This window comes from Rhizobium sp. CB2179 (genome assembly GCF_057653455.1).
In genome coordinates this window covers 310875-332707 of the sequence record NZ_JBYGKR010000005.1, presented here as the reverse complement: position 1 = coordinate 332707, position 21833 = coordinate 310875, and the positions used below count along the sequence as shown (strand labels likewise).

Annotated in this window: 28 protein-coding genes and 2 pseudogenes; 12 read left to right on the top strand and 18 right to left on the bottom strand. The window is 59.4% G+C overall.

The window, feature by feature from the left end; translation table 11 throughout:
- Nucleotides 1-710 precede the first annotated feature (710 nt).
- The 5 genes from AC244Q_RS35235 to AC244Q_RS35215 all read right to left on the bottom strand — a co-directional run bounded on the left by AC244Q_RS35235 (nt 711) and on the right by AC244Q_RS35215 (nt 4334).
- Nucleotides 711-1595, bottom strand: a complete 885-nt coding sequence (locus tag AC244Q_RS35235; protein ID WP_128406535.1) for a DUF72 domain-containing protein — start codon at nt 1593-1595, stop codon at nt 711-713.
- Nucleotides 1596-1911: 316 nt separating this feature from the next.
- Nucleotides 1912-2118 carry a hypothetical protein gene (locus tag AC244Q_RS35230; RefSeq protein ID WP_128406534.1) on the bottom strand — a complete coding sequence of 69 codons (207 nt, stop codon included), beginning with the start codon at nt 2116-2118 and terminating at the stop codon, nt 1912-1914.
- Nucleotides 2119-2156: 38 nt separating this feature from the next.
- Nucleotides 2157-2378: a hypothetical protein gene (locus AC244Q_RS35225; protein ID WP_128406533.1), complete on the bottom strand. Its 222-nt coding sequence runs from the start codon at nt 2376-2378 to the stop codon at nt 2157-2159.
- A 625-nt stretch (nt 2379-3003) separates the two neighbouring features.
- On the bottom strand, nt 3004-3483 hold the full coding sequence (locus AC244Q_RS35220) for an LBP/BPI/CETP family protein (protein WP_128406543.1): 480 nt from the start codon (nt 3481-3483) through the stop codon (nt 3004-3006).
- A 374-nt stretch (nt 3484-3857) separates the two neighbouring features.
- Nucleotides 3858-4334: an Hsp20 family protein gene (locus AC244Q_RS35215; protein ID WP_128406532.1), complete on the bottom strand. Its 477-nt coding sequence runs from the start codon at nt 4332-4334 to the stop codon at nt 3858-3860.
- 244 nt (nt 4335-4578) lie between these two features.
- Here AC244Q_RS35215 and AC244Q_RS35210 point away from each other — a divergent pair, with 244 nt between their 5' ends.
- Together AC244Q_RS35210 and AC244Q_RS35205 are read left to right on the top strand one after the other, a co-directional pair.
- Complete coding sequence (locus tag AC244Q_RS35210) at nt 4579-4905, top strand: hypothetical protein (RefSeq protein ID WP_128406531.1); 327 nt, start codon at nt 4579-4581, stop codon at nt 4903-4905.
- A 12-nt stretch (nt 4906-4917) separates the two neighbouring features.
- A complete protein-coding gene (locus AC244Q_RS35205; protein WP_128406530.1) occupies nt 4918-5217 on the top strand; it encodes a hypothetical protein in 300 nt (99 codons plus the stop codon).
- A 254-nt stretch (nt 5218-5471) separates the two neighbouring features.
- Here the strand turns inward: AC244Q_RS35205 and AC244Q_RS35200 are convergent, their stop codons facing one another.
- Together AC244Q_RS35200 and lov are read right to left on the bottom strand one after the other, a co-directional pair.
- Nucleotides 5472-5783 carry a DUF982 domain-containing protein gene (locus tag AC244Q_RS35200; protein WP_128406529.1) on the bottom strand — a complete coding sequence of 104 codons (312 nt, stop codon included), beginning with the start codon at nt 5781-5783 and terminating at the stop codon, nt 5472-5474.
- Between the two features lie 132 nt (nt 5784-5915).
- The gene (lov, locus tag AC244Q_RS35195; protein ID WP_128406528.1) at nt 5916-6944 is read right to left on the bottom strand and encodes a blue-light-activated histidine kinase; all 1029 of its coding nucleotides are present in this window, start codon (nt 6942-6944) and stop codon (nt 5916-5918) included.
- 195 nt (nt 6945-7139) lie between these two features.
- On the opposite strand from lov, the gene AC244Q_RS35190 reads away from it, so the two are divergent.
- Nucleotides 7140-8165 carry a sensor histidine kinase gene (locus AC244Q_RS35190; protein WP_128406527.1) on the top strand — a complete coding sequence of 342 codons (1026 nt, stop codon included), beginning with the start codon at nt 7140-7142 and terminating at the stop codon, nt 8163-8165.
- 213 nt (nt 8166-8378) lie between these two features.
- On the opposite strand, the gene AC244Q_RS35185 is transcribed toward AC244Q_RS35190, so the two are convergent.
- The 4 genes from AC244Q_RS35185 to AC244Q_RS35170 all read right to left on the bottom strand — a co-directional run bounded on the left by AC244Q_RS35185 (nt 8379) and on the right by AC244Q_RS35170 (nt 10752).
- On the bottom strand, nt 8379-8567 hold the full coding sequence (locus tag AC244Q_RS35185) for a hypothetical protein (RefSeq protein ID WP_128406526.1): 189 nt from the start codon (nt 8565-8567) through the stop codon (nt 8379-8381).
- A 136-nt stretch (nt 8568-8703) separates the two neighbouring features.
- Nucleotides 8704-9180 (bottom strand): gamma-glutamylcyclotransferase family protein, encoded by a 477-nt coding sequence (locus AC244Q_RS35180; protein ID WP_245460470.1) that lies wholly within the window; start codon nt 9178-9180, stop codon nt 8704-8706.
- 89 nt (nt 9181-9269) lie between these two features.
- Complete coding sequence (locus AC244Q_RS35175; protein WP_128406524.1) at nt 9270-9530, bottom strand: hypothetical protein; 261 nt, start codon at nt 9528-9530, stop codon at nt 9270-9272.
- A gap of 52 nt (nt 9531-9582) precedes the next feature.
- The gene (locus AC244Q_RS35170) at nt 9583-10752 is read right to left on the bottom strand and encodes a zinc-dependent alcohol dehydrogenase (protein WP_128406523.1); all 1170 of its coding nucleotides are present in this window, start codon (nt 10750-10752) and stop codon (nt 9583-9585) included.
- Between the two features lie 227 nt (nt 10753-10979).
- Here AC244Q_RS35170 and AC244Q_RS35165 point away from each other — a divergent pair, with 227 nt between their 5' ends.
- Both AC244Q_RS35165 and AC244Q_RS35160 read left to right on the top strand, forming a co-directional pair.
- Nucleotides 10980-11507 carry a DUF4142 domain-containing protein gene (locus tag AC244Q_RS35165; RefSeq protein WP_012760316.1) on the top strand — a complete coding sequence of 176 codons (528 nt, stop codon included), beginning with the start codon at nt 10980-10982 and terminating at the stop codon, nt 11505-11507.
- Between the two features lie 127 nt (nt 11508-11634).
- Complete coding sequence (locus AC244Q_RS35160; protein WP_003554637.1) at nt 11635-11895, top strand: hypothetical protein; 261 nt, start codon at nt 11635-11637, stop codon at nt 11893-11895.
- 79 nt (nt 11896-11974) lie between these two features.
- Here the strand turns inward: AC244Q_RS35160 and AC244Q_RS35155 are convergent, their stop codons facing one another.
- A complete protein-coding gene (locus AC244Q_RS35155) occupies nt 11975-12277 on the bottom strand; it encodes a hypothetical protein (RefSeq protein ID WP_128406522.1) in 303 nt (100 codons plus the stop codon).
- Complete coding sequence (locus tag AC244Q_RS35150; RefSeq protein WP_012760318.1) at nt 12277-12576, bottom strand: hypothetical protein; 300 nt, start codon at nt 12574-12576, stop codon at nt 12277-12279. The genes AC244Q_RS35155 and AC244Q_RS35150 overlap by 1 nt, the downstream gene beginning before the upstream one ends.
- 253 nt (nt 12577-12829) lie before the next feature.
- Here AC244Q_RS35150 and AC244Q_RS35145 point away from each other — a divergent pair, with 253 nt between their 5' ends.
- Both AC244Q_RS35145 and AC244Q_RS35140 read left to right on the top strand, forming a co-directional pair.
- Nucleotides 12830-13201 carry a hypothetical protein gene (locus AC244Q_RS35145; RefSeq protein WP_012760319.1) on the top strand — a complete coding sequence of 124 codons (372 nt, stop codon included), beginning with the start codon at nt 12830-12832 and terminating at the stop codon, nt 13199-13201.
- A gap of 62 nt (nt 13202-13263) precedes the next feature.
- The gene (locus AC244Q_RS35140) at nt 13264-13524 is read left to right on the top strand and encodes a hypothetical protein (RefSeq protein WP_020487180.1); all 261 of its coding nucleotides are present in this window, start codon (nt 13264-13266) and stop codon (nt 13522-13524) included.
- A 33-nt stretch (nt 13525-13557) separates the two neighbouring features.
- Here AC244Q_RS35140 and AC244Q_RS35135 read toward each other — a convergent pair whose 3' ends face one another.
- Nucleotides 13558-14277 (bottom strand): Crp/Fnr family transcriptional regulator, encoded by a 720-nt coding sequence (locus tag AC244Q_RS35135; RefSeq protein ID WP_128406521.1) that lies wholly within the window; start codon nt 14275-14277, stop codon nt 13558-13560.
- A gap of 684 nt (nt 14278-14961) precedes the next feature.
- On the opposite strand from AC244Q_RS35135, the gene AC244Q_RS35130 reads away from it, so the two are divergent.
- From AC244Q_RS35130 to AC244Q_RS35110, 5 genes and pseudogenes are all read left to right on the top strand, one after another.
- Nucleotides 14962-15381 (top strand): response regulator, encoded by a 420-nt coding sequence (locus tag AC244Q_RS35130; protein ID WP_003554649.1) that lies wholly within the window; start codon nt 14962-14964, stop codon nt 15379-15381.
- 59 nt (nt 15382-15440) lie between these two features.
- Nucleotides 15441-15593, top strand: a complete 153-nt coding sequence (locus AC244Q_RS35125; RefSeq protein WP_003554651.1) for a hypothetical protein — start codon at nt 15441-15443, stop codon at nt 15591-15593.
- Nucleotides 15593-15763: a hypothetical protein gene (locus tag AC244Q_RS35120; RefSeq protein WP_003554653.1), complete on the top strand. Its 171-nt coding sequence runs from the start codon at nt 15593-15595 to the stop codon at nt 15761-15763. Before AC244Q_RS35125 ends, AC244Q_RS35120 begins: the two co-directional genes overlap by 1 nt.
- A 123-nt stretch (nt 15764-15886) precedes the next feature.
- Nucleotides 15887-17689, top strand: a complete 1803-nt coding sequence (locus tag AC244Q_RS35115) for a thiamine pyrophosphate-dependent enzyme (RefSeq protein ID WP_128406520.1) — start codon at nt 15887-15889, stop codon at nt 17687-17689.
- A 140-nt stretch (nt 17690-17829) separates the two neighbouring features.
- Nucleotides 17830-18062 (top strand): annotated as a pseudogene (locus AC244Q_RS35110) (alkylated DNA repair protein); the annotation flags it as partial.
- Nucleotides 18063-18078: 16 nt separating this feature from the next.
- On the opposite strand, the pseudogene AC244Q_RS35105 reads toward AC244Q_RS35110, so the two are convergent.
- From AC244Q_RS35105 to AC244Q_RS35090, 4 genes and pseudogenes are all read right to left on the bottom strand, one after another.
- A pseudogene (locus AC244Q_RS35105) lies at nt 18079-18448 on the bottom strand (FdhF/YdeP family oxidoreductase); the annotation flags it as partial.
- A gap of 262 nt (nt 18449-18710) precedes the next feature.
- Entirely contained in the window at nt 18711-19265 is a 555-nt protein-coding gene (locus tag AC244Q_RS35100) for a DUF1003 domain-containing protein (protein WP_128406519.1), read from the bottom strand.
- A 448-nt stretch (nt 19266-19713) separates the two neighbouring features.
- On the bottom strand, nt 19714-20742 hold the full coding sequence (locus AC244Q_RS35095) for a Gfo/Idh/MocA family protein (RefSeq protein WP_003554661.1): 1029 nt from the start codon (nt 20740-20742) through the stop codon (nt 19714-19716).
- Entirely contained in the window at nt 20736-21722 is a 987-nt protein-coding gene (locus tag AC244Q_RS35090) for an MDR/zinc-dependent alcohol dehydrogenase-like family protein (RefSeq protein ID WP_128406517.1), read from the bottom strand. The genes AC244Q_RS35095 and AC244Q_RS35090 overlap by 7 nt, the downstream gene beginning before the upstream one ends.
- Between the last annotated feature and the right edge of the window lie 111 nt (nt 21723-21833).

Below are 21833 nucleotides of genomic sequence, written 5' to 3'. Positions count from 1 at the left end.
AAAGGCTCCAGGCTTCGGCACAAAACTTGGGATCGGCGCGTCCTAAAGCGGCAAAGTCCAGCCTCATCCGGTTCAATGGAGGACAGTGCGAAAGGCTTGTAGCCCACCGAAGAGCCAAGCTTGTCGTCTCTTGCTTTTCCAGCCCTGCGTTAATTCCGAGTATCGAACAAGGAACGTCCGAATTCGGTCTCGTCTGCCCGAAAAAGGTTGAGGCGAAGTTTCCGGTTATCGCCGCAGTCAGCACTGCTCATAGCCTTCGCGATCAGGATGACAGGCCACTCACCGCCGTGACAGCGATTTGACAACCACTGGGCTGCAGGGATTTTCAACGGTTGAGATATAAGCCCAAGGCGTAATTCGAACCATGATGAGCAAAAACGATCACGTCAGCCAGCGGCGTTGCTTTTCAAAGGGATTTGGCTGTAGAGGCGCGTCGAGATTGGCTAGAACGCTTGGAACACGAGCTTTTGAGCGAGCTGTTCGGTCGCAACCGCGACCAAGTCTAGTTGTGACCTTCTATCACCTAGCTGGGATGTGCCTCATTCGCCCGCTTGAACAGTGGGGTTCACCGCTATTTTGTTGCAACAGATACAAATGCGCCGCACTTCAGGACGCAGACCCGACCGTCCCCGCGTTCAGTATCGGGAGACCGCGAAGATCCCGCGAAGCGATTTCTGTGCCCCATCGCAGCCTCGTCCCGCGCAGCTGTCCTACGTGGCTGAAACATTCATTAACTCCGACAGCCGATTGGCATTCTTGATCGAATGTCCGTCGCGATCGTTGTTGAAGTAGGCCCATACGGTCTTCGCCCGGCTTTGCCTAATCCGCTCGACCCACACGAGTAATTCTGCGTCACTGTAATCGTGGCGATACCATTGCCTGATCCCGTGAAACCGAACGTAGATGTCATCGGCGGTCCGCACCAGTTCATCCGGTAACCGGGGGCCGCTGCAGGAGCAGAAAATCACCCCGGCAGCGTTGAAGGCTTCGAATACCTCATCATTCCACCAGCTCTTGTGGCGAAACTCGACGACGTTCCTGCGGCGGCAGTCGAGCTGCGACAAAATGGATTGCAGCATTTCCGGAGTGTAGCGAACGCTCGGCGGCAGCTGGAAGAGAAAGCAGCCCATCTGCGGGCCGAGAAGGTCGGCGATATAGCCGAAATCCTGGATCAGACTTTCCGCGTGCTCGAACCGCTTGATATGGGTGATCAGCTCGCAGACCTTGATGGTGTAGACGAAACCCGGCGCGGCCTGGCGGATCCAAGCCTTCACGGCTCCGATTGTCGGCCACGAATAAAACGGGGCGTTGAGTTCGACCGTCTTGAAGGATCCCTGATAGATTGCGAAATATTGACTCGACGGAACATCCGCGGGATAGAACGCCCCCTTCCAATGCCAGTAGTACCACCCCGAACATCCGATATGGGTGCGACCGGCCTGTCGATCCTCGGTCGGGTTGTTGGCCTGCGGATCGGCAAGGCGTACCTGACGCATTTTGGCCGCCCGATCGACATTGGCGTCGCGCTGCTTTTGCCGGCGCTCAGCGCGGCGCGCGCGGCGGGCCGCGTTATCTTCAGCAGTGCGCTGCACCAATCGATCCTCCTCGTCCCGGCCTCGACTTCATTTGCAACGTCAGCACCCGTTGCCCGGTTTACCGTCTGACGGTCAGCATCTTGAAATGGCCAAGATGAGTCTCGATGCGCGGACACGTTTCCCGCAAAGCCAACAAAAGACTGATCTTCGACCGAGCCGGCATAGGTCTCGAACGACACGGGCTCCATGCGCCTGAATGTCGAGATAGAGCGTCAGGTCCTCAGCCCGATCCCTCTCGGCAGCCGCTACCTGATCGGCGTTTCCTGCCTCGACGGCTTCGAACTCAGCCTGCCACAACTCGACCGCCATCATCCGACTATACGAGCGCACCGAGCGCCAGGAACGACTGCAGCTGTTCCTCCGTCTGGTCGCCGTCAGCGATCACCCTGAACGCTTTGCCTTCAGCTTTTAGTTGCCGTGCAGTCTTTAGCGCATCGGGGTAAACTAGCATCGGCTCGTTACGGGTGTCGCTACCATCCGGATCGAGCGAACTGATGGCGATGACCAGGAATGTCGCAGTCATGAAAGTTTTTCCTTTTTCACGCCGTGGATAGCCGACCGCTAGCCTTCGTTCCCGTCTGACAGGAATCCTTTTGGAACCGCGTCGCGTGCGTCTTTTAGCGCCATCATCCGATCAAGCCACTTGCTTTTTAGGACATCGTTAATCGCAAAAGCGACGTCCTTGGCGCTCCAATCCGCATCCTCCATTTCCTGGATGAGTGCAGTCAGTTTCCGATCGATAATGTCGCGAAGCTCATCATCGTTGGCACGCTGATTTGGCATTTCAGACAACCTTTCAAACTGAGCGGAGCAACGGTCGGGCGGCGCATATGTTCCACGGCGAACTCGAAATGCCTGGGACACGTTCAAGATCAAACGCTGCCTGATCCCGGCCAGCGGCGTCGACGAAGGGAGCTGAGTCGAGCAAGGCCCGGCGACCCCATGCACGACCCGAGCAGGATACCGATCCTTGAAATTGCCGTGTCTTTGCCGGATCGGCAGCAGTTCGCAACGGCATCCATGATATAGGGCCTGATGGGCGTCTTGATGTCGGAGAGATGACCAAGGCAGCTACATGATCCGAGATGGTAGCACGCGCTTGCCTCGTGTCTACGTTCGCTTCAAGGCGAACGCGGCTCACTTGCGCGAGGCAAGCTTTTGTGTGCGCAGCCCGAGCCAACCGCCCATATGAAGGTTCTGCCCGACGACGAACAGCGGCTTCGGAGCCGTGCCACGTCTCCACGCCGGAACGTCGTCGGGCGAAAACGCGAATTGGAAGCGGGGTAGATCGACGGGTGATCACTATCCACCCGATGACGACCTGGATAAGCTGAGGCATTTCTATTTCCAAGGTTCGGCGATCGCTCACGGGTCATGGGGCTTTTTGGCAGCGACGTCGATTCGCTGATCACTTCTGGCAAAGCTTGGCTAAATTCTTCTCCAGGCTTTGCCGGAGGGCGCTGGAGATCTGGGTCTCCAGTCCCTTGACGACATCGCCGAACCGGCCACCAGTCTTGACGATCTCGATGGAGGTATCGGTCGTCTTGCAGGTCGACAGGTCGATCTTCAGCCGAACTTCAGCGGTAGCTGAAAACCCTCCCTCGACCAGCGCTTCGTCCGAGGTTTTGCAAGCAAGCGTGCCGCCGGCGCTCGCCTCCGCCGTGTCGCCATTCACCGACAATTGCAGGTTTTCGATCTTGACGGAATCGAGCTTGTCGACGCCTACCTCGACACTGATGCCGAAGCTCGATACCTTGGTCTTCAACGACCTGCATGGCTGCACATCTCCAATGGCTCTCTCCAACGCGTTCGGCGCCTGTGCTTTGGCGAAGGAGCATGGCTGGAGGAGAAAAACTCCCGCCGTTAACAGGCCTAAACAGTTCCGCATCGCTCTCTCCCATCTGCCTGGGTTTTCACGCAGGCGCCTCTGAATCATGGGGCCGGATCGGTCTGCCGGAAAGGCAATGACGGTTGCCACCATGACCGCCGCCTAAGGAACCTGGACACAAAATATAGTTTTACGACCGATGGGGCACAACGTCGTTTGTAGTACGAGCTCGCGGCAGCGCGGACGGACGCTTGGATCGGCGACCAGGCGTCGTGGCGGCGCCTGCTTGTGATGCATTGTGTTGTGGCAGCGATCGGCGCCAACCGCAGCAACCACGCCCGTCAAAAGGCCGCCGGCTCCCTTACATCGAAGGGGTGGGGGTCAAATACGGACGGGGGCGCCGTCCAAGACAGCGCCCCCGCTCCTCCTTCAAATTAGGCGGCTTCGTGCTTTTCGCCCTCGATCTGCAGAGGGGCCTGTGTTTCGGCGTTGCCGCCGATCGCAATCCTACGGGGCTTCATCGCATCCGGGATCTCCCGCTGGAGCTCGATGCTGAGAAGCCCGTTCGTCAAGGAGGCATTCTTCACCTTGACGTGATCGGCGAGTTCGAAGCGGCGCTCGAAGGCGCGGCCGGCGATACCCCGGTGTAAATATTCACCATCCTTCTCGTCGGCCTTCTGCCCCTTCACCACGAGCACATTGCGCTCTTGCGTGATCTCGAGATCGGCGTCTGCGAAGCCGGCGAGCGCCATCTGAATGCGATAGCCGTTCTCGCCCGTCCTGACGATGTCATAGGGCGGCCAGGTGTCGATGGCCTGTAGGCGCTGCTGCGCGTTGTTCAAGAGATTGAAGACACGGTCGAAACCGATGCTGGACCGATAAAGCGGCGCGAAGTCGAAGTCGTTTCTCATACCAAATCCTCCGTAAAGCGAGATGGAATGGAGACGCGAAATCTGGCGTCTCCTGGTTGCTGTCGGCCCCATCCGGCGACCGACGAAAAATGATCTGGTCTCGAGCGTTTTTTGATTCAAGAGGCGCATCAAAAAAATTTGAGCGTCGCGCTTCAAACCACTTGAATGCTGTTTTCGTTGAAACAATCTCTTTTCTACCTGGAGATTTTCGCTCCGTTAGCCGGAAGTTTTTAGGAGACGCAAGATGAAAACGAAAGGCTCTGACCACACTAATCCCCACAACGCCGTCGACGCGATATCCGCGTCGCACATTCTTCACACGCACCGACACTTCGACCACCCGGAGGAGGTCGTCTCAGCGCGGCTTTCGACAGACGAGAAACGAGAAATTCTCGCTTCGTGGGCTTCTGACCTTCACGCGGTCGGATCCTTGCCGGAACTGCGCCATCCGCCGGGCGTCCACCATCCAGTTCGATACAGGGACATTCTCGACGCAGTGAAGAAGCTCGACGAGTGGCGAGGCGAGGGCTCGCAAACGCAGCCCACGCGCCGTCCGGTTTTGCTTGGGTAAGCGGAGGCCGACATGAAAGTCCGGCAAACCCAACCTCGGAATGTCACCACTACCCATGATCCGATGCCAGAGCGGCTATTGGTGATTTCCCGCTATGTGGAGAACATCCGCCGCCTTGCACGGCTGGCGGACCGCCTCGGCCGCAGCGAGCTCGGCACGGCAATGATGGAGGTGGCGGGCTGTATGGAAAGGATGTCCAACGACATTGCGATGAGCGTCAGCGGCGCGGACATCTTGCGGCAGGCCGCGAGGCTTGTTGGCACCGCCGAAGGTCTTCTGGAGAGGCAGGCAAAGCTTGCTGTGCTGCATTAGGTTTGTTGCAGTCCAGATCGTCTTTTTCCGCGACCGAGCCTGGGTGGCGTGCGAACGTCGCACCATGACTGATCCGGCAAGCCCTTTGCACTGCCTTTTCCCGGTGTGTTTCGCAGTGATGCCGGCTAGAAGATCGACGTCCGCTTGTCGACCTCGTTCGCTGCGCGGAACCAATTCGGAGACGAACTCTGTCGGGGGAAAAGTGCGCTGATGCCAGACCTCGCCTCGTCCGAGGCGAGGTCTGGCATTCTGCATTAATGGGCGACGAGGCGTGCTGGCCGAGCCGGATGCGTCGTCGGCTTTCCCTTCCACGGGGCAAGCACGGACGGCATGCCCGCTTCGAGGCAGGCCGCAACGAAGGCTTCGCGCGCGACGGTGCCAGGAATGATCCCGTTGAGGACGCCACGACACGTCTTCACTGCGCGTTCATGGCGCTCCCCATGACGCAGCGGCCATTCGTTCTCGAGAAAATCCAAGGCGTCGTATGCGCCGGTGAAGGTGCGCTCCAAACCGCACTGCAACCGGATTCTCACCGGCAGGGTCCACGGAACATCGTTAAGCGGCATCTTTTCCTCCTTTCATGCCACCAATGGTCCTAATGAAAATTATATTGGGGCAGGACCCCGGCTGTTCAAGGGTGACCAATCATTGGTTCCTAATCACCGGGCATTCCCTAATTTCAATGGCCGTCCCTGAAATCACGAACCGGCAGACGGGACCTCAATGTCGATAAGCAGCCCTTCATCCGACCAGGTTTTCTCAAGACTTCCGTTAAGCTGTTTTTCAACCATTGCGCCGACAATCACCGTGCCAAAACCCCGCTTTGCTAATCTAGGCGGAGTGTCGACGCCCACCTCCTGCCACCGGATCCTGAAGCCGGCTCCGGACGGTCTGGGCTTCCAACTGATCGAAAGCCTACCTTGCGCAGCGGCAAGCGCACCGTGATGGGCTGCGTTGACGGCGAGCTCGTGGAGCACGAGCGCAAGGGGCTGGACGACCGGCGCAGGCATGTCGATATCCGGTCCGCTAAAAAAGGTGCGGGTGGCCGCGAACGGCGATACCTGTTGGCGAATGAGTTCTTCAAGAGAAATGCTTGTCCATCTTCGTGCGGCAAGCAAGGTATGGGCACGGGCGAGCGCCTGCACGCGGTGTTGAATGGCGGCGGCGTAAAGGGCGGGGTCATCGGCGTTGCTCAGGCGAACGATGCTGTCGACGATCGCCAGGACATTCTTGGATCGGTGGTCGACTTCCATCAGCAGGCGATGTTCGGAGGCCTCCAGTGCCTCGATCCGCCGGTATTCCGTCATGTCGATTTGAGATCCAAAGAAATACAGGATCCTTCCGTCATCCCCATGGACGGGACTGAGATGCAAGCGGTTCCAGAACTGCTCTCCGCTCTTCTTATAATTGAGGATCTCGATGCTGATCTCACGCTCCCCGGCGATTGCGGCACGAATTTCAGCGGCGGCGATCGGAGACGTCGCGGGGCCCTGCAGGAAACGACAGTTGTGTCCTAACACTTCTTCGGCCTCGTAACCTGTCAGCTCGAGGAATGCCTTGTTTGCAAGCACGATCGGCTGATCGGACTTACGCGCGTCGGTGACGACCATTGGCATCCTGGTCCGTTCAAATGCGATCGCTGCCAGCTCTTTCCGATCGGCGGAAGCTGCTTTTGAAGATGCGGAAGGTAAATCCCCGTGCAGTTTTTCTCTCGAATGGCCAGTCATGCTTCCACGCTCACTAAGACGTCGCTTGATAACGTCGCTCGCGTATCTTTGTTTCCACGAAGGTTGCGTGCCTTTAGCGATCGCTCCTCCGGGACTTGCAGGATGGCTGCGGCCTTTGCCAAAGCGACGGCATCCGGTATAAAATCAGGATGGGGCCTTTCAGCCCGCAGGCCCCGCAAGGATCGCGCGCACCACATGATCATGAAACTCTTTTCCAATTCCAGCCGTTCTCGAGAGCGCTTTCTCGAAGCCATCCTGCAGAGTGCGATCGAGTATGCGATCATCTCCACGGATCTCGATGGCCTGGTGACCACGTGGAATGAGGGCGCCCGCCGGATCCTCGGATGGGATGCGGATGAGATTGTCGGCCAGCCTGCGGCGGTCATCTTCACCGAGGAAGACAGGCAGGCCGGGATTCTCCAGCTGGAAATGACTGCCGCTTTGACCGAAGGTCATGGCAATGATGAGCGCTGGCACGTTCGCAAGGACGGCTCGTTGTTCTGGGCGTCCGGTCAGATGATGGCGTTGTCGTCGGACGATGGCAAAGTCGAGGGATACGTGAAAATTCTGAGGGATCGCACCGAGCAGAGAGAGAATGAGGAACGACAGCGCATCCTGATGCACGAACTCTCTCACCGCATGAAAAACACGCTGGCCGTCGTTCAGGCCATCACCAGCCAATCCTTCCGAAACGCCAGTTCTCTCGAGGATGCGGAGCATTCGATCACGGCACGCATCAATGCTTATTCAAAGGCGCACGACATTTTGCTTCAGCAGAACTGGCTGGGTACGAGTATCGCGACAATCGTCGAGGCGACCGCGATTAATCTCGGACTTGAGACGTCAGGACGTTTCAAGGCAAGCGGTCCCGCGGTTGAATTGGGTCCACAGGCGGCCCTTTGCTTCTCCCTGGTGCTGCACGAACTCGTCACCAACGCCAGCAAGTATGGTGCGCTGTCGGTGGATACAGGGACGGTCGAAATCGAATGGTCGGTACGCGATGAGGCGGGCGACCAACGCCTGACCTTCACTTGGCAGGAGGTTGGAGGCCCGGCGGTTGCAGCTCCGAGCAAGAAGGGGTTCGGCACACGCCTCGTCAGTTCCAGCCTGTCCGCCTTCGGAGAGATCGCGCTTGACTACCCGCCGACAGGGTTTGTCCTGAAGCTCGATGCGTCGCTCCAGAAGCTGCAATACAAGAACTATTCCGACGCCGAGGCGTAGTTGAAACGCTAAGCCCGCATTGGGGAAACCCAGAGACGTCGCCCGCATGCGGCTGGTTCGATTGGCCTTGGAAGCGCGAGAGGCGCATGGACCAACATTGCTTGCCGGTATCGTAAACGGCTATCCCCGCGCGCGTTGCGCAAGAAGCCCTCCCATGCGCGATCCAGGAAACCTCCGGGCCGGGAAGGATCATGAATTCCACAAACAGGATCTTCAGGCGGCCGGGCTATTTGTAGGGCGCTCGAAGTGACGCGGGCGTTTCCATGTCGGCAACACCGCAGCCATCGCGATAACAAATCCAGACAGCAATCGAAAAAACGGTGCGGCGATCCTGACACGTGCTGGCTTCATTTCCTCTAGCGCCAGCATATCCATTCCTCCGGCTTGATTTTCAAGAATCAAGCTGGTCCGCTATCATGCGACGTCGGTGTGGACTGCCTGATGAACCAAGGGTCGTCGGTCGTTCTCAGCCGTACGATAGATGCGCACTTCGGAGGCGGACTAGGTTCCGCAATCCGCCGAACGGCTGTCCGCACCCCTAGCCGTCTGCCTCGCCGCCACACTTTTGGCGACGGGTATTTGATGCCAGGCCGGGGACGTCTTGGCCTCGCCGATCAAAGGGAATAAACCGCCTGTCTTCGTAGACTCGCATATAAGTCGAGTGAACAGGGTGGGCGAGCCGACGCGATTTCATGTATGCCAGTGCTGAACATATTGGCCCGCCGGCGACCGGTTCCACTTCTAGCACCACTCGCAGGTTGCCGGGCATGCCTATCGATTCCAGCCGATCCAAGCTTGCTATCGTATCATCGTCAGGCTGGTAAAGTTCACCGATGACCCGATGGCCAATGCCCGGTTCATTGAACATCATCGGCGCGAACCAAGGGCCGGCAATCAGCATCGGATAACATTGTCGGGTCTGGAAAATTCCGAGAAAGCTGGCGCGGGAAAGTCCTTGCTCATGGAGAGGAAAGCCTTTCTTCAAAGTTCCAAAAACGAATAGGTTCCGTGTCATGCGGGCGAGCCCCATGCTATCGGCCAATCCCTCGCAAGTTGGAGCGACCGTGGTCTCCTGTGTCTCCATCCGGCAGGGGAGGACCACGCTCAGTCACGCTTCATCTGAGGTGGCGCCGTCGCCAAGTTTTCTGCCGCGTCTGTTTCGGGCAATCCTTCTACCCTTTCATCGTTCACCTGGGCGCGGCGCGGCGCAGGCGATCTTTCCGCATGACGGCCGGTTCGAGCTATACCGCGCTTGCCGACAGCTGCGCCAGGGTCTTCACGTTCGGACCGGATCGGCTCGAGCTCCATCTCCGGTGGGCGAAGCTTATTCCGGTCTTCGATAGGGTCGTTTGATTTCTTCTGCATGATCGGACCTTTCTTCGATGCCGGCTAGGATCCAGGGCGTCCGCGACGTTCGTTACGGCTTAAGAACAACCTTTATGCAGCCATCCTTCTTGTCGCGGAATGTCTTGTAGAGCTCGGGACCTTCGTCGAGGGTCGCACGATGCGTGATAATGAACGACGGATCGATTTCGCCGTTTTGAATGCGTTCCATGAGCAGCGGCAGGTAGTGCTGCACCGGGGTCTGCGCCATTCGGAACGTCAGGCCGCGATTGATAGCCGAACCCATAGGGATCTTGTCGAGGAAACCACCATAGACGCCGACGATCGACACCGTACCGAAGTTGCGGCAGCAATGGATTGCCTGGCGAAGTACGTGGGGGCGATCGGTTCCCATGAACGTGGCGACCTTGATGCGGTCAAGGCGCGAGTCCCAGCTCGCCGACGGATCGGCTTCGGTGCCGACCGCATCGATGCACGCGTCGGCGCCGCGCCCGTTGGTCAGCTCCATGAGCTTGTCGTAGATGTCTTCGTCCATGAAATCGAGGGTGGTGGCTCCCGACGCTTCGGCAAGAGCAAGCCGCTCCGGCACGGTATCGATCGCGATGACGCGCTCGGCGCCGAGGATGAAGGCCGACTTGGTCGCCATCTGTCCGACGGGGCCGCAGCCCCAGATCGCAATCGTGTCGCCGGGCTGGATATCGCAGAAGTCCGCGGCCATGTACCCCGTCGGAAAGATGTCGGAGAGAAACAGCACCTGCTCATCCGTCAGTCCGTCCGGCACCTTGATCGGGCCGACGTCCGCGTAAGGCACGCGCAGGTACTCAGCCTGACCTCCACTGTAGCCGCCAAGAAGATGTGTGTAGCCGAACAGGCCCGCGGGTGAATTCCCCCACATCTTCTTGACCTTCGCCGGGTCGGGGTTGCTGCGTTCGCATCCGGAATAAAAGCCGCGCTGGCAGAAGAAGCATTCGCCGCAGGAGATGGTGAACGGCACCACGACACGGTCGCCGACCTTGAGCTTTTTGTTGTCCTTGCCGACTTCGACGACCTCGCCCATCGTCTCGTGGCCCATGATGTCGCCGTTATGCATGTCCGGCATCACACCGTTGAAGAGGTGAAGATCAGACCCGCAGATCGCGCAGGCCGTCACCTTGATGATGGCATCGCGCCCTTCCTCGACTTGAGGATCTGGAACGCTCTCGCATCGAATGTCGTGTTTGCCATGCCAAGTAAGTGCTTTCATGTCGTCGTCCGCCTTTCGATCCCGAGCGCAGAGCGGACGCGCCGCCCTGCAACCCTTTCGGTTTTTGGAAACGATTTTTCCGTCTCTGGTCTTCAAACTCAAGACAGCCAAACCGTGATCGGAAGGAGTTGTTCCATCGGAAAGCGGGAGGGATCCATTTGCAGGGAACAAATCCGCCTTGGGCTTGTTTAGCGGCCGAATCGAGCCACCAACCAGGAGACCAAACCATGAAGAAGATCATTATCGCCTCTCTTGCCATTTCGCTTGCTGGACCTGTCCTGGCCCAATCCGCCGCGGAAAAGTCCGGCGTCAACTCGCTGATTGGCGTTGCGCCGAAGACAGAGGACTTCGTACAGGAGGCCGCCACCAGCGACATGTTCGAGATCGAATCCAGCAGGTTGGCACTCGATCGCGGTGATGCCGCGACCAAAACCTTCGCCCAGCAGATGGTGACGGATCACGAGAAGACGAGCAGCGAGCTCAAGGCGCTGATTTCCGCCGGCAAGGTCAAGGCGCAGTTGCCGAGCGCCATGACCAGCGCGCAGCAGGACATGCTCGACAAGCTGAAGGGCCTTCAAGGCGATGATTTCATGAAGCAATATCATTCCGACCAGGAATCCGCGCACGAGGACGCGGTCGACCTCTTCAAGCGCTACGGCGAAGGCGGCGACAATGCTGAGCTGAAAGCTTGGGCGGCAAGCACGAGGCCTGCGCTTGAACATCATCTGCAGATGGCGGAGGACCTGAACAAATAGCCTTCGCCGCTGTTGCGCCGAATTCAAGAGAACGAGGTGGAACATCCGAGATTTGGAAAAAACGGATGCTCCAGGAACCTTCCTTGTTCTTCGGGGTTAGTCGGCCGGACATTGGGAGCTTACGCTGATGAATTATCTCTGGCTGTTCGCCGTGGCAGGAGGAGCAGCCCTTCTCGGGATCGCCCTCGCTTTTGGAATGATCAAGCAGGACGGACGACGGTCTGTCTTCGCCATAGCCGGCGCTTTCATCGTTGCCATCGGCGCGCTGGGACTGGGCGTGTATGTCGCCAAGGCGCCGACGGCTCCGGTGCGCGCCTCTGACAGAGAGCAGTCGCAGCAAAGGCTTCCGGCTGCCGCGACGACGGAGAAGGACCTGCCGGGCAAGTGACGCCCAAACAATCGCCGATCAGTATGCGTCCTGGCCAAAGGCCATGAGAGCGCATCCGCAGGACGTGTGTAGTCCCCTATCAATGGGAGGTCTTGCCACCATGGCCGGCCTTCAGATCAACCATCGTCGCGCGAAGCTGTAGGAGCTCGTCAACGATCTTCTGCCAACAACGGTCGTCGGCTTTGCCGATCGATATTATCGAAGCTCGGATCGTCCGAAGCAGACCATCGACGGCCGGGTACCGGTCAGCACCGCCGCTCGCCTCGCTATCGCAGATTTCCTGAAGTTCATCGACGATCTTTCGCACAATAATCCGCCGAACGACGGTATCGAGCGCGGCCGGATCGGAGGCCATCCTTTTGAAATAGACAAGTCTGTCCATTATAGCACGCTGGTTTCGCCAATATTGACAGCGGACCGCAGGGGCTCAGGACGCCGCGGCTTCGTCGGGATCGATAAGCTGTTGAAATCCACTTGCATATAGCGCATCAGACCGCTGAGTTTACCCTGGTCTCGAATGCCGCACTCGAACCAGGAGACAAGTTCTCTCGCCACATGCTGCGCCGCGGGGCTGGCCATCCCGCATGATTTTTCTTGGCACCAACCCTGCAACACAGCCTGCAACATGGCGATGTCACCAGGCTGCAGAGCCGGCTTCGTAATTCCCGAGTGCTGGGTCATCGTCTTCCTCCTCGTTATTTAAGGCGATCCTAAAATTCCGGATTTTCGATTTCAACCGCTAGTGCGGAATCGTACGAAATCCTCCCCCTCACCTCGCCATCGGCTGGGGAACCAACACAGCGCGGTCGGGTTCGGGACGGATTAGAGGAACGTCGCATCGCAAACTTGAATATGGTACGGATAGCCTGTCAGCGCCGGTGAATCGCCGGTTGGCAGCATGATGACGGTCCAACCACTCTTGCAGGCGTCCGCTATGAAATCGCTTAGTCCGGTCGCTGGCAAGACGATCGTCATCATTGGTGAACCCGGCTTTCTCTCAGACAGCGTCAAGAAGGCATGGGCCGCGCGTCAAGCCGTGGTCGTCACCAGCAGCGTCGATATGTTCGCGATGCATGGTCCAAAGGAAACCTTTGCATGTGACGCGGCGATCATCGACGTCACGATCCCGGACGAGGCGATGCTCGCAATGAATGAATGGCTGGAGATCCGGCGCATACCCTTCGTCTTCGCTCAAGGGCATCCGGCCGAAGCGCTCTCAGCCGGCTTCGTCCTCAGCGATCGTGCCGCCGACATCAACGCCATCGTAGAGGCATTGTTCGGATTTGGTGCCGGCTATTATCATTAGATCCGTGCGTTTACGCACCAAGCGTTGCGCTAGGCGTTTGCGGACCTCATGATGGGGGCCGCATGATCCGAAGCCTTTATGTCGGGAACGGCGCTATGCTCGATTCTCAGTCTGCTCATTTGAAGGCCCTCGATTCAGATGACCTCAGTCATCTGCGGGCCATTTTGAATACCATCTGTTGCGAGACGGGCAAGCCTCTGCGAGCGCCTGAAACGCAGGAGATCGCGGCATTGCTGATCAGCCTCTACCGACATGGAGTGGCAGACCAGGACAAATTGCTTTCGGTGGGTCGCCTGGCATCGGCCCGCAAGCGCCGCCTCTGACCGCGGCACGACCAGGTTTGATCAAAAGTTCGCTCAACGCGCGAGAGGGCTGCCGATCAGTCGCCGATATTCCTCCTCCGCCGCACCGTAGCAGCCATGCGCCTCTTCGATCAATCCGCGCCTGTTGAGAATGACGATTTGCCTTCGGGTGGACCGGATCAGACCTTTGCCCTCCAGCAGATGCAACGCGACCGTCACTCCGGCGCGGCGGACCCCCAGCATCACGGCGAGAAATTCGTGGGTCAGGGATATCATCATGCCGTCCGTTCGGTCATGGACCATCAGCAACCAACGTGCGAGCCGCTCCTCTAGCTTGGCGTGACCATTGGCTAGCACCGTCGAAGTCGTTTGCGCGAGCAGCGCCTGGACATACGCGAGAAGCAGGCCGCGCAAGGTCCGGCTTTCTTCCATGGCCGCGGAAAGGATCGGGGCTGGTAATTTGAAGCCGTGGCCTGAGACCTGCATGAACGTCCGATTGGCGGACTGGGCTCCGCCGAGCATCACGGCGGCACCTGTCATTCCCTCCCGGCCGACGATGCCAACCTCGATATCGCGCCCACCCGGAAATCTCGCCACGATCGAAGCAAGTCCAGATTCGAGGATATAGATGTCGCCGACCAGCGTATCCTCCATCTCAAGGATTAAGGGGACATCGAGAGTTATTGGCTCCATATGAGGCACGATCAGATCGCGCTCTTGTGGGCCCATGGCCCGCAACAGCTCATTTCTAAAATTCAATTGCTCGTCATCCATGGTTTCGTCCACATGTGGCAGTCCTTCGCCCGTTGCTGCGGCGAACCTAACCATCTCGAATCGTTGAGCAATGCACTGTGCCATAGCGTACAGACGGTCCGGTGTTCGCGCGTCCCTGTCCCCTATGAACAAAGAGGCCCGATGGTATCGATCGCCGAAACCGCTCGAATGACGGCCAGCCGGCTCTTCCTCGGCCGGCAGTTCCTTCGCGTGGAAGTGGCTGGGCGACGCGGGCCGCTATTTGCAGACGGAGATCGCGAGCCTGAGCAGCCAGTCACAGTCTCAGCGTGGAGCGCGCCGAGATGGCACCACCCTCGACAATCTGGCAATTCTCGTTCGTCAGGCGACGCATGAACCGACCGGACCCAGAATGTCGATCCCCGGGTCAATCCTCAACCGGCCGACCTCCTCGTCAAAGCGATTGTTCCGGACTATGCAGGACGAAACAGACGGCCGACCGGTCGGACTTGCCGTCCACAAGACGAGGCCGTAGATCGTCGGCGACACGATCTGGCGCGTCAGCGGCGCGCCTTGGCTCCATTTGAAAACTTGCGTGGTCCCGTCTCTCTTGCCAGTATTCCTCGCGAGAAACATGCGAGGTAGGATAACTGTGCGATAGCGCACGAAACCTGTATTTTGACCCGAAAGGTCTATTGTGTAATCCAGTATTTTAGGAGTTTGGCCATGAGCGTTGCAGGAACGACGTCCATCCTTCTGATGGAGGATGAGATTATCATCGCGATGGACGTGGAAGACATCCTTCATGGCGCCGGCTTCGATCGGATAGAGACAGTGTCGTCTTGTCGAGCAGCCGAAGAATGGCTGACAGCGAACGATCCCGATCTCGTGGTGATGGACATCGAATTGACAGATGGCGTCGCTGGAGCGATTGCGAGATCTTTGCGCGGCCGCCATATACCATTCATTGTTTACACCGGTGCTCAGCGGAAGGTGCACCCGGATGCTTTGTCATTTTCCGAGGGCGTGTGGTTGGAAAAACCATGCGAGCCCTCCATATTGCTGACGGAAGTGATGCGCTGCATAGGTCAGGGGCCGACGTCGATCGTGGTCGATGGCCGCGGGGAAAGCAAAAAGACGCGATAAGGCCAGCTGGCGGGAACATTGCCGCTGTTCTTTGGTTTGGCAAACCAAGGGAGAGGCAGATGAACCAGCAATCGGACGGTCGGGCTTCCTTCATCTACATCGGCGCCATCACGTTAGTTGGGCTTTTGATCGTTTTCGGCTCGATGGTCTCATTTAACGCAAGCGGCGGAAATGACGAGCCTGCAAAAATCTCGACGAAAGCGAAGCCCTGATGGACGCGCCCGAGCACGATCCTATCCAGGTGACCCGGCCCAGCACTGAACAGCAGCGAAACAGCCTGAAAGGCGGGCGGATTGCCGTCACCTTGATCGCGACCGTGGCCGTCGTCGCCTTCCTGCTTTACGTCACGATCCTCGTCTATGGCTTGGCGCATAGGATGTGAACGCGCTCGGGCATACTTGCCTGCCACATCGCTTCGCTGCCGCGCAGCTCTTCCGGGGCGTGGCTTTGGAACCTTTCCCAATGACGCAGGTTTGCGGTCTTTGACAAGCAGAGGACGATTTCGATGCCCAATGCCGCTGACATATTGATAGACATACTGATTGAATGGGACGTGAAGGTCATCTTCGGCCTTCCTGGAGACGGTATTAACGGGGTCATGGAGGCGTTGCGCAAGCGCCAGGACCAGATCCGCTTCATCCAGGTCCGGCATGAGGAATCGGCCGCTTTCATGGCGTGTGCCTACGCTAAATTCACCGGAAATCTCGGCGTTTGCCTTGCAACGTCCGGACCAGGCGGCACGAATCTGCTGACGGGACTTTATGATGCCAAGCTCGATCAGATGCCGGTGCTTGCCATCACCGGGACGCAGTATCACGACCTGATCGAAACCTTTACCCAGCAGGACGTCGACTTGACCCGCGTGTTCGACAATGTCGCGCTCTACAATGCGCATGTCAGTGACGCGTCGCACATGGAGAACGTCGCCAGCCTCGCCTGCCGCTCGGCGCTCTCGCGCCGGGGCGTCGCACATCTCTCCATCGCCAACGACGTCCAGGAGATGGACGGGAAATCGCGATCGAAACGGAACCGCCCGAAACACGTACCGAACCGCTATTTCCACGGCCGCCAAGTGCCAGAGGAGATCGAGCTCGATCGTGCGGCCCGGATACTGAACGATGCCCGCAAGGTCGCCATCCTCGCCGGCCGGGGTGTTGTCGGCGCGGCGGAGGAATTGCGCGAGATCGCCGACCTGCTCGCCGCGCCGGTGGCCAAAGCCCTGCTCGGCAAGACGGCTCTCGCCGACGACGATCCCTTGACGACCGGCGGGATTGGAATTCTCGGCACCGCTCCCTCGCAGGAGATCATGGAACAGTGCGACGCGGTGCTGATTGTCGGTTCCTCCTTTCCCTACATCGAATATTACCCGCGGCCCGAAGCCGCTCGCGGCGTGCAGATCGACAGCGATCCTCAGCGAATTGGCCTACGATTTCCCGTCGATGCCGGTCTGGTGGGGGACGCGCGGGAAACGCTACGGCTCCTTAGGCCTAGGCTGACCAGGAAAACAGATCGGTCGTTCCTGGAAAAGGCGCAAACGGCGATGTCCGAATGGCGCCGAAAGATGGAGACGATGGAGACGGAGCGGAGCGCTCCGTTAAAGCCACAGGCGGTGGTTCGAGCTTTCGGCAGGCGCATCGCGGCCGATGGCGTGCTGGTGGCCGATTCCGGCCAGAACACCGAGCTGGCGGCGCGCCACATCGACCTCCGCACGACAAACCAGTTCGCAGTCTCCGGCGCGCTCGCCTCGATGGCTTCCGGCCTGCCTTATGCGATAGCGGCGGGCGCCGCCGATCCGAAGCGGCCAATCTACGCGGTCATTGGCGATGGCGGATTCGGCATGCAGCTCGGCGAGTTCTCGACCGCCGTTCGCATGGCTCTCCCGCTGAAATTGCTGGTGATCTGCAACGGCATGCTCAACCAGATCGCCTGGGAGCAGATGATGTTCCTTGGCAACCCGCAATTTGCCTGCGAACTGGCGCCCATCGACTTCGCCAAGGCGGCGGAGGCAATGGGAGGCCGCGGCTTCACAATTCGGCGTTTCGATCAGATAGAGCCGACTTTGACGGAGGCTTTCTCCGTCGCCGGTCCGGTGGTCATTCAAGCGATGGTTGACCAATACGAGCCGATGATGCCTCCGAAGATGCCCAAAGACTATGCCAAGAGCTTTCGCCAGGCTCTTCCGGAGACGCCGGGTCATCGGGCGATCGAGGCGAATGTGTCGCGCTCGCCGCTTCGCGAGATGATGGACGCCGGAGAGCAGGAAAAGGAACTGTCCGAAAACACGACCGATTTGCCGGGCATACCTTGAGCCGTCGAAGGAGGGGCGCCGACCCGCGCTTGACTGAGTGGAAAGAGTATTATGAACAGCTTGTCTACAGCCGGTGGCGACTTTCGCGCCGCAGCCCATCGCCTGCGCCAGACCTTGTCGTCCGCGCGCCGGTAGGCCCGATGGCCGGTGTTGTCATCTGCATCCTGATCGTGGTTTTTCTGTTCCGCCATGTGACCGAGGCTGATCCGCGCCTCGATGCGGAAAATGCTGCATTGACGGCAGGCGACGCGACGAAGGGGAAACTGGTTTTTCTTGCCGCCGACTGCGCCTCCTGTCACGCCGCCCGGCTCAGCCGGACCGATTGAAATTGGGCGGTGGTCTCGCTCTCGCTTCGCCGTTCGGCAGGTTCAGGCCAGCAGGGGGCAACAAGCATGCTCGAGCCGCATCGGATGGGTGAGGCGTCCCTGTTCCTCCAGGTCGTGGTCGCGCCAGTCTTCGAGTTCAGTCAGGGTATGTGCTTTCAAGGAAAGACCGGTCGGCGCGTTGGTTCGTCGTCTCCCAGGCCGTCGCCTTGGCGCCATTTTCACGGAATTCCAGTGGATGCGTCTTGGCGGGTTTGGCCCAGGCGCAACTGACGCATATATATCCGTCCGGCTTGTTTTGATGCGCCAAGAGCCCCGGGCTGGAGACCGGGATATGTTCTCGGAGAAGACTTTCTCCCACCGATCTCGCCGAGCCCCTCCACCCGCCGGCGCTGTGGAAACCAATCCTCGGTGTTTTTCTGGGTTTTGCCGTCATGGTCTGGAATGTCTTGAAGTTTCCTTGCATTTACCGACGCCCTGTCGCGTCGGCTGACGTCGGCCCATCCGTCCCTGACACCGAGTGGTCGGATCAGCGGCTGGTATCTGCCGTGATACGCTTCGCCCTCCGGTACCGTCACGCGGTTCTGCTGCCAAACTCCGGAAAGGATGTTCCGCGCGGAATCGACGCGGTTCCAAGCCCGCCGAAATTCTTTCCGACCAAACCGTCGTGAAGCGGGCGACACGCCGGCGATGGCGGTTTACGCCGGCGGCTCTCTGGTCCCCCGCCGCTGCATCTTCTCTTCGATTTCGTCCAGCACTTCTTCCGGCCTCACGTGCTCTTTCAGTTCCTCAAGCTCCTCGCTCGTCTCGATTTCGATGCCGAGCTTCTCGGCGATGGCCGAGACCAGGGTCAGCAACTCAGTCGCCTCATGCTCCGCCAGAAGGCAAATCTGCAAATTGAGATCGGCGCGCTTGTCGTCGGCTTCCGCCATCCGGTTTTGACTGATCAGCACGAATGTCGAGATGAAAATGGCTTCGACGGATGCGACCATCGCCAAAATGACCAAAGAGGGGTCGAAGGCCGGCACGAGCGGAACAAGGCCGATATTGACGACGATCCAGAGCGTGACGACCAGCAGGTGCAGGTAGACGAACATCAAGGATCCCGCGAAACGGGTAATAGCATCGGCTGCCCGCTCCTGCCGGCTCGATTGCCGCGCTTCCTGCTCCCGCCGTTTCAACAGAGCCTCGATGTTGCGGTCGAGACGTCTCGATATCGTGGTCTGCTGCTGCTCGGATTTCGGCATCGACATAGCATGCTTCCATGTTAAGCAAATCAAACCCCCGCGAAGGCGGAGAGTTCCGTGTGACCAGCGCCCCTCACTTCATCGACGAAGAGGCGATCCCCGAGCCTGGCTCCCGCCGCTTTCGCGGGCCTTCCGAGACGATCGGATCAGTTCGATCGCGCGCTTGCCGATGCCGGGAAGCGCCAGCAGTTCATCGTCGGTCATTGAAGACAATTTACTGACGCGCTTGATGCCGCTGGAAAGAAGCGCCTTGACGATCCAGACAGGAATTTTGCTGCGGACGAGCATATCGCTCGAGGCTGTCCGCGGCTTCGACGTCTTCCGTGCTGGTCGAGAGGCCATGTCTATCCCGCAGATGATTTGCGACCGCCAAAACCGAGAAAGGGCGCGGCGGTTCCAGCCGATTCACCGCTGACTGCAAACAATTTCATCCGGCCGGGCCGAGGCCGCTGCTTCATGCGTGCCGATAGATGTCATCGATGATGTCGGCAACTTCGACAAGTCGTTCGCAGGACGGATCATAAGCCTCACCACTGGCGAGCCGGACCGCCCAGTCGGCCGCCGCCCGGCCGCCCCAGTCGTCCGGAGGCAGGGCAAGATCTTCGGCGGACGTGCCGCGGAAGCGATAGGCCGCAAGGTCATAGAACGACCCGCCGACGTTCCTGAAGGATGCACCCCCGGATGTTCCGAAGAAGTCGGCGCCGATGACCGCGTCGCATCCTGCCTGCAGCCGCCAGGAGCAGGCAAGGCGGATGACCGCCCCACTTGCCAACGTCAGGGTGGCGATGGCGAAATCCTCGACATCCCCCGCTGCGCTGATTGGCTGGCCGCCTTTCATCAGCGTACTCGTGACGTCAACCACCTGGGGAAAGTCGAGGCACCAGAGCGCCATGTCGATGAGGTGGACGCCGAGGTCGATGACGCATCCTCCGCCCGATAGCGACTTGTCGTAGAACCAGGACTTGTCGGGGCCATAGGCATTGTGGAAGACCAGATCGGCGGCGAAGACGGTGCCGAGTTCGCCATTTCTGATCAGATCGCGGATGCGCTGCATGCCTTGCGTATGACGATAGGAGAGATCGACGCCCAACAGCCTGTCGGCTGATCTGGCGGCGGCCACGACGGCTGCCGCTTCCGCGCCGGATCGGCCGAGCGGCTTCTGGCAAAACACTGCGACCCCGGCCCGCAGCGCTCGGATCGACTGCTCGGCGTGCAGCGCGCTCGGCGTGGCGATGACGACGCCGTCGAGGTCGCGTGACAGCAGCGCATCGAGACCGCCGACGATTTCCGCGTCCGGCGCAAGACGCAGGGCTTCATTCAGCATGTCCTCCGAGGGATCGGCGACGGCAGCGGCCTCGGCCATTTGCGTGCGGAGGATCGCCTCCATTCGGCTTCTGCCGATCCAGCCGACACCGAGAAAACCGAGCCTAACGGACTTGACCCGCGTCCGCGGGGAGCGCTCAATCATCCCATTCATCAGCATGTCACCATCGCCTTGAGGAAACCATCGGGCCTATCGCGGGTGGCGTCGAGCGCCTCGCCAAGGCCTTCGAGCGGATAGACGTGCGTATAGAGCGATGACGGATCGAGCCTGCCGGAGACCATTGCTTCGATCGCCTCGCGCATGCCACTGACATAAATCCTGGGATCGCGTTCGTGAGCATTGATGACGTCGATGCCACGCCAGTTCCAGAGCTGCATGTTGACTTGCCTCGGCCCGTCTTGATGGTATCCAGCAACCACCAGCCGGCCGCGCTCGGCGGTCAGTTCGCCGGCGAGATCGAGCGGCCACTGCTTGCCGACCGCCTCTATGACGCGGTGGCAGAAAGCACCGTTGGTTAATTCTCTCACAGCTTCGATGATCCGCCAGTGGTCGTCCATCGACACGGTCTCGGCGGCGCCCATGCGCTTGGCGATTTCAAGTGAAAACGGACGGCGCGAGATGGCAATGACGCGCGCGCCGGCGCCGCTGACAAGCTGCGTTAGCAAGGCGCCGAGAAATCCGATCCCGATGATGGCGACGGTCTGACCCGCCTCGACGCGGCTGCGCCGGAATATGTTCATCGCGCAGCCGAGCGGCTCGCCCGGAAAGGGTTGGCCATCGAACGCCCGCGGCAGCGACACGACCATGTCTTCATCGGCGATGTCGTGGGTGGCGTAGGCGTGATAGGTGAGCGCGGCGACGCGGTCTCCCAGGTTGAGGCCAGAAACCCCGTCCCCGAGCGCATCGATCCTGCCCCAGCCCTCGTGCCCGAGACCGCCCGGCTCCGTCGGAAAACTCATCCATTCCGGGCCGGCCCAAGGGCCAAGATTGGAAGCGCACACGCCCGACCCTTCGAGCCTGATCCTGACCTGCCCCGGCCTCGGCTGAGGAAGAGGTCTCTCTTCGACGGACACGTCTCCGGGACCGGTGATGATCGCCGCCCGGGTCGCACCCTCGGCCGCTCTTGCCAACATGTTCATGAATTGCTCCTTCGTTTGGCACGGGCCGGCCTGCTAGCTGACAGACGCCGGTGGCCGCTTCTCAATCCTCGAGAAAATATTTCGCTCACGGATTGGCCGCCGAACCAGCGA

Excerpts from the sequence above, each read along its gene's own strand:
- AC244Q_RS35230 (WP_128406534.1), bottom strand. The coding sequence starts at position 2,118 with ATGACTGCGACATTCCTGGTCATCGCCATCAGTTCGCTCGATCCGGAT.
- AC244Q_RS35225 (WP_128406533.1), bottom strand. The coding sequence starts at position 2,378 with ATGCCAAATCAGCGTGCCAACGATGATGAGCTTCGCGACATTATCGAT.
- AC244Q_RS35220 (WP_128406543.1), bottom strand. The coding sequence starts at position 3,483 with ATGCGGAACTGTTTAGGCCTGTTAACGGCGGGAGTTTTTCTCCTCCAG.
- AC244Q_RS35215 (WP_128406532.1), bottom strand. The coding sequence starts at position 4,334 with ATGAGAAACGACTTCGACTTCGCGCCGCTTTATCGGTCCAGCATCGGT.
- AC244Q_RS35210 (WP_128406531.1), top strand. The coding sequence starts at position 4,579 with ATGAAAACGAAAGGCTCTGACCACACTAATCCCCACAACGCCGTCGAC.
- AC244Q_RS35205 (WP_128406530.1), top strand. The coding sequence starts at position 4,918 with ATGAAAGTCCGGCAAACCCAACCTCGGAATGTCACCACTACCCATGAT.
- AC244Q_RS35200 (WP_128406529.1), bottom strand. The coding sequence starts at position 5,783 with ATGCCGCTTAACGATGTTCCGTGGACCCTGCCGGTGAGAATCCGGTTG.
- lov (WP_128406528.1), bottom strand. The coding sequence starts at position 6,944 with ATGACTGGCCATTCGAGAGAAAAACTGCACGGGGATTTACCTTCCGCA.
- AC244Q_RS35190 (WP_128406527.1), top strand. The coding sequence starts at position 7,140 with ATGATCATGAAACTCTTTTCCAATTCCAGCCGTTCTCGAGAGCGCTTT.
- AC244Q_RS35180 (WP_245460470.1), bottom strand. The coding sequence starts at position 9,180 with ATGACACGGAACCTATTCGTTTTTGGAACTTTGAAGAAAGGCTTTCCT.
- AC244Q_RS35175 (WP_128406524.1), bottom strand. The coding sequence starts at position 9,530 with ATGCAGAAGAAATCAAACGACCCTATCGAAGACCGGAATAAGCTTCGC.
- AC244Q_RS35170 (WP_128406523.1), bottom strand. The coding sequence starts at position 10,752 with ATGAAAGCACTTACTTGGCATGGCAAACACGACATTCGATGCGAGAGC.
- AC244Q_RS35165 (WP_012760316.1), top strand. The coding sequence starts at position 10,980 with ATGAAGAAGATCATTATCGCCTCTCTTGCCATTTCGCTTGCTGGACCT.
- AC244Q_RS35160 (WP_003554637.1), top strand. The coding sequence starts at position 11,635 with ATGAATTATCTCTGGCTGTTCGCCGTGGCAGGAGGAGCAGCCCTTCTC.
- AC244Q_RS35155 (WP_128406522.1), bottom strand. The coding sequence starts at position 12,277 with ATGGACAGACTTGTCTATTTCAAAAGGATGGCCTCCGATCCGGCCGCG.
- AC244Q_RS35150 (WP_012760318.1), bottom strand. The coding sequence starts at position 12,576 with ATGACCCAGCACTCGGGAATTACGAAGCCGGCTCTGCAGCCTGGTGAC.
- AC244Q_RS35145 (WP_012760319.1), top strand. The coding sequence starts at position 12,830 with ATGAAATCGCTTAGTCCGGTCGCTGGCAAGACGATCGTCATCATTGGT.
- AC244Q_RS35140 (WP_020487180.1), top strand. The coding sequence starts at position 13,264 with ATGATCCGAAGCCTTTATGTCGGGAACGGCGCTATGCTCGATTCTCAG.
- AC244Q_RS35135 (WP_128406521.1), bottom strand. The coding sequence starts at position 14,277 with ATGGATGACGAGCAATTGAATTTTAGAAATGAGCTGTTGCGGGCCATG.
- AC244Q_RS35130 (WP_003554649.1), top strand. The coding sequence starts at position 14,962 with ATGAGCGTTGCAGGAACGACGTCCATCCTTCTGATGGAGGATGAGATT.
- AC244Q_RS35125 (WP_003554651.1), top strand. The coding sequence starts at position 15,441 with ATGAACCAGCAATCGGACGGTCGGGCTTCCTTCATCTACATCGGCGCC.
- AC244Q_RS35120 (WP_003554653.1), top strand. The coding sequence starts at position 15,593 with ATGGACGCGCCCGAGCACGATCCTATCCAGGTGACCCGGCCCAGCACT.
- AC244Q_RS35115 (WP_128406520.1), top strand. The coding sequence starts at position 15,887 with ATGCCCAATGCCGCTGACATATTGATAGACATACTGATTGAATGGGAC.
- AC244Q_RS35100 (WP_128406519.1), bottom strand. The coding sequence starts at position 19,265 with ATGTCGATGCCGAAATCCGAGCAGCAGCAGACCACGATATCGAGACGT.
- AC244Q_RS35095 (WP_003554661.1), bottom strand. The coding sequence starts at position 20,742 with ATGCTGATGAATGGGATGATTGAGCGCTCCCCGCGGACGCGGGTCAAG.
- AC244Q_RS35090 (WP_128406517.1), bottom strand. The coding sequence starts at position 21,722 with ATGAACATGTTGGCAAGAGCGGCCGAGGGTGCGACCCGGGCGGCGATC.